Below are 4162 nucleotides of genomic sequence, written 5' to 3'. Positions count from 1 at the left end.
GTGGAAAGATTTTTATTCCCAATCTAGTAAATTATTTGATGGAAAATTCGCTACGGAAGACTTTAATTTTTATGATATGTGGAAGGATTTTTATTCCCAATCTAGTAAACTATTTGATGAAAAATTCGGCGCGGATTACCCTTCTCAAGGGATGGGACAGTTGTTGGAGATGAACCTTCAATTTAAAAAAATGATTGATGAATCTACGTTAAAATACTTAGAATTTATTAATGTACCATCTCGAAATGACATTGCTAACCTTTCGTCCTTAATTGTTAATGTAGATGCAAAAGTTGACGATCTTGAAGAAAAATTGGAAGAAAAATTAGACAATAATGAAGATCAGGCGTCATTTAAGTCAGAATTGTCGAATGTAAAAAAAGATATGAAGAATTTGGATAATAAATTGAATCAAATTCTAACTTTGTTAAATTCACAAAAAGAAAAGAAATAATAACGGATTACATAATAGCATGTAATACAAGTTAATGTATTAAACTAGCATGATTATTTAAACAACTACTATAGATGAGGTGCTTAAAAATGACAGAATTAAAAGGCAAAGTAGCGATTGTAACAGGCGGCAGCAGAGGTATCGGTGCATCAATTGCATTAGAACTAGCTAAGAATGGCGCGAAAGTTGTTATTAACTACAATATCCGCAAAGAGTTAGCAGATAAAGTAGTCGCAGAAATTAATGAGTTTGGTGGAGAAGCTTACGCTGTTCAAGCAGATGTTTCAGAAAGTAATGAAGCAGCATACCTTGTACAAGAAACGATCAACCATTATGGCAAATTAGATATCCTAGTTAATAATGCAGGAATTACAAGAGATAGCACGTTCAAAAAATTGAACGAAGAAGATTGGAGAAAAGTAATTGATGTAAATTTAAACAGTGTTTACAATAATACATCTGCGGCTTTACCTTATCTTCTTGAGTCAGATGCAGGTCGTATTATTAACATTTCGTCAATTATTGGGCAAGCAGGCGGATTTGGACAAACCAACTATGCTGCAGCAAAAGCAGGACTGATTGGATATACTAAATCACTTGCTCTTGAACTTGCTAAAAGTAATGTAACAGTTAATGCAATTTGCCCTGGATTTATTGGTACTGAGATGGTCCAAGCCATTCCAGAAAAAGTTCTTGCAGGAATCGTTGAAAAAGTTCCGCAAAAACGTTTAGGCAAACCTGAAGAAATTGCTCGTGGTGTTGTTTTCTTATGTAAAGATGGTGACTATATCACTGGTCAGCAATTAAATATTAACGGTGGACTTTACATGTAAGTGTCATGAATGTCCGACTTTCTTTATATATTAAGAGAGAAAATAAATCATGTAAGGAGTGAACAGTCATTAACGTTTTGATGCCAAAAGAATGGAATGGTGTGCTTGAATTTGCACCTGAAAAGTATCAAGAGATGTATCAACGTGTCTACAGGGCAACTCAAGTGTTAACGACCGATGCCGAACCGGAAGTAGCACCTACACCGAAAGAAGTGGTTTGGACTAGAAATAAAACGAAACTCTACCGGTATATTTCTGATCAACCAAAAAAACATAAAACTCCCCTTCTTTTAGTTTATGCTCTAATTAATAAGCCATATATATTGGATCTAACAAAAGGTGGCAGTTTAATAGAATATTTAGTTGAACGTGGGTTTGATGTTTATCTACTTGACTGGGGTACACCAGGTTACGAAGATAGAAATATGAAACTTGATGATTACATTATGGACTATATACCACGTGCTGTTCGTAAGGTTATGAGACGTTCTAATGCTGAGGAAGTTTCAATCCTTGGATATTGCATGGGTGGAACGATCACTTCTGCATTTGCGGCACTACACCCTGAATTACCAATTCGCAACCTTGTCTTTATGACTAGTCCGTTTAGTTTTGAAAATAGCGGGTCATATGGTCCGATGCTGGATGAGCGCTATTTCGATATTAATAAAGTGGTAGAAACCCTTGGTGTTATTCCACCAGAAATGATTGACTTTGGAAACAAAATGATCAATCCAATGGGAACCAACTTTGGACCATTAATTAGTCTCGTAGAGCGTGCTGATAATGAGAAGTTTATTAAGAGCTTTAAACTTCTCCGCAGATGGTTAAACGACGGAATTTTATTCCCTGGAGAAGCCTACCGTCAATGGATTAGAGACTTCTACCAAAATAATAAACTGATTAAAGGTGAAATGGTTATTCGAGGTAAAAAAGTTAAACTTGAAAATATCAAGGCCAATATCCTAAACCTAGCTGGTAAAAATGACCTAATTGCCCCACCCCATCAAGTTGAAGCATTGATGGAAGTAGTTTCAAGTGAGGATAAACAATTTAAGGTATTACCTGTTGGGCATACTTCGATTACTTACGGCAGCCAAGCCACAAAAATAACTTATCCAACCATTGCAGATTGGTTAGAAGAAAGATCCAGCTAATTCTAGTTTAGATGAGTGTCCCAACTGGGGCACTCCTTTTATTTTATCAAGAGAAATAGTAATGGCGGGTATACAAGTTGGCAATAGTGGTAAAGTTAATTATATGTAATTTTCAGGAAAATGACAAGAGTAATAGATATATTTTATCTTGAATTTAGAAAATTCAAACAATCTAAAAATGGATGCCCGAAAACGTTATAAAGATCTAGGTAACACAAAAAGCCATTCTACATAGAAGATGAGTAGAAATGGCTCTTTGTGTTATTATCCTTAAAAAGTTATAAGGTACCATCTGTTTCTGACTGTGCTTTCTTACTAGTGATGTAAAACATTCCTGGGATCAAGATTATTGTTACGAATAGTAAAACTACGGTCATCACTGTTTTACTGTGATCATTTATACCGGCTGCAAACGCAACGGCATACAAACTAGAAGCGAGAATATTGCCCATGAATCTTGATGTCATCAGTAAACCTGAAGCAATTCCACTTTGCGACTTAGCGACGATTGAATACAATAGATTTTGTAACCCTATGGTTACCGCTCCATTTCCTATTCCTATAATAGCTAAAATGATAAATAAATAGACTAGCGGAGAAGCATGATTTGTATAAATTAATAACGCAATCCCCAGTATCCCCATGATCCCTCCAAATAGTAAAGGGATCCGATATCCGCTCTTTTCCGTCCAACGGGTAGCTATAGGTGTCATGAGCATCGCGAAGATAGAAATTGACAACATCATCATGCCTGCTGCTTTTGAGTCAAGCATGACAACTTTTTGTAAATAAGATGGCATGGAGATTAGCATCGCAAAAAATACTACGGTAACCAGAATATATTGAACATAAATAATGGAAACGTTGAGATTTTTCGTTAAATAATTCACATTGATAAATGGTTCTGAACTATTTTTTTCGTAAAAATAAAAGAAACAGGTCAGTAATAACGCAGGGATGAATTTTAAAAGACTAAACCCATTTTCGATGGATTGCAAAAAGAACATCCAAGAAGCTAGGGATGAACCAAAGGTTAGAATCCCGATCACGTCCCATTTGAAGGATTGTGACGCGTTTTTTATATCCGTGGGAATATATTTTAGTGCCAATAAGGCTGACAGAAGGATCACGGGAAAATTAACATAAAATATAACAGGCCAGCCTCCGTACTGTATTAGTAATCCACTGATCGTGGGCCCAAAAGCTGCTGAAGTTGAAGCAAACACTGCTAATGTACCAATTACACGATTTTGATTTTTTTCAATAGTTGTGCGAATAATCCCTATTCCTGCAGGATAAAGTGCAGATGTCCCTACCGCTTGGATCCCTCTCATTGCTAGTAAGAAAATCATATTTTTCGATAAAGGGGCAAAAAAGGAAGCAATCGCAACCAATACAAGTCCGAAAACAAAGATTTTTTTCCTGCCATAGTAATCACTTAGTTTACCAATAAGAGGTAAACAAAGGGCACTTATCATAAAATAGGAAGCTACTAACCAGGAAATATCCTTTGAGGTTAAATGGAATTCGTTTTGTATGTCTGGCAAAGCAACTGTGATCATCGTGGTATTTAATGGGTTTAAAATAACTCCTAATGCCACAGCAACAATAATTAATTTGGGATTACTCACTGAAGATAATGGTTTAGCTTCTGACATGGATTTATTATTCCTTCATTCTTAAGGATCTTTTTTATTAATAAGGCTGTGTTAAACTTG

4 protein-coding genes are annotated in these 4162 nt (G+C 35.6%); 3 read left to right on the top strand and 1 reads right to left on the bottom strand.

Translation table 11 applies throughout. The features are described 5' to 3' along the window. The 3 genes from V7659_RS15545 to phaC all read left to right on the top strand — a co-directional run. On the top strand, positions 1-454 hold a 454-nt coding region (locus V7659_RS15545), incomplete at its 5' end, for a hypothetical protein (protein WP_335540759.1). Between the two features lie 89 nt (positions 455-543). Beyond that, positions 544-1287 carry a 3-oxoacyl-ACP reductase gene (locus V7659_RS15540; protein WP_144555787.1) on the top strand — a complete coding sequence of 248 codons (744 nt, stop codon included), beginning with the start codon at positions 544-546 and terminating at the stop codon, positions 1285-1287. 80 nt (positions 1288-1367) lie between these two features. Next, the gene (gene phaC / locus V7659_RS15535) at positions 1368-2444 is read left to right on the top strand and encodes a class III poly(R)-hydroxyalkanoic acid synthase subunit PhaC (RefSeq protein ID WP_335452530.1); all 1077 of its coding nucleotides are present in this window, start codon (positions 1368-1370) and stop codon (positions 2442-2444) included. Positions 2445-2722: 278 nt separating this feature from the next. Here the strand turns inward: phaC and V7659_RS15530 are convergent, their stop codons facing one another. Further along, positions 2723-4102: an MFS transporter gene (locus V7659_RS15530; protein ID WP_335452527.1), complete on the bottom strand. Its 1380-nt coding sequence runs from the start codon at positions 4100-4102 to the stop codon at positions 2723-2725. Positions 4103-4162 lie beyond the last annotated feature (60 nt).

Origin of the sequence: Neobacillus drentensis, assembly GCF_036966985.1 — a bacterium.
Lineage (GTDB): Bacteria > Bacillota > Bacilli > Bacillales > Cytobacillaceae > Neobacillus > Neobacillus drentensis_E.
Note: the sequence above shows the minus strand (reverse complement) of the source record. Positions and strands in the feature narration are given on the sequence as shown.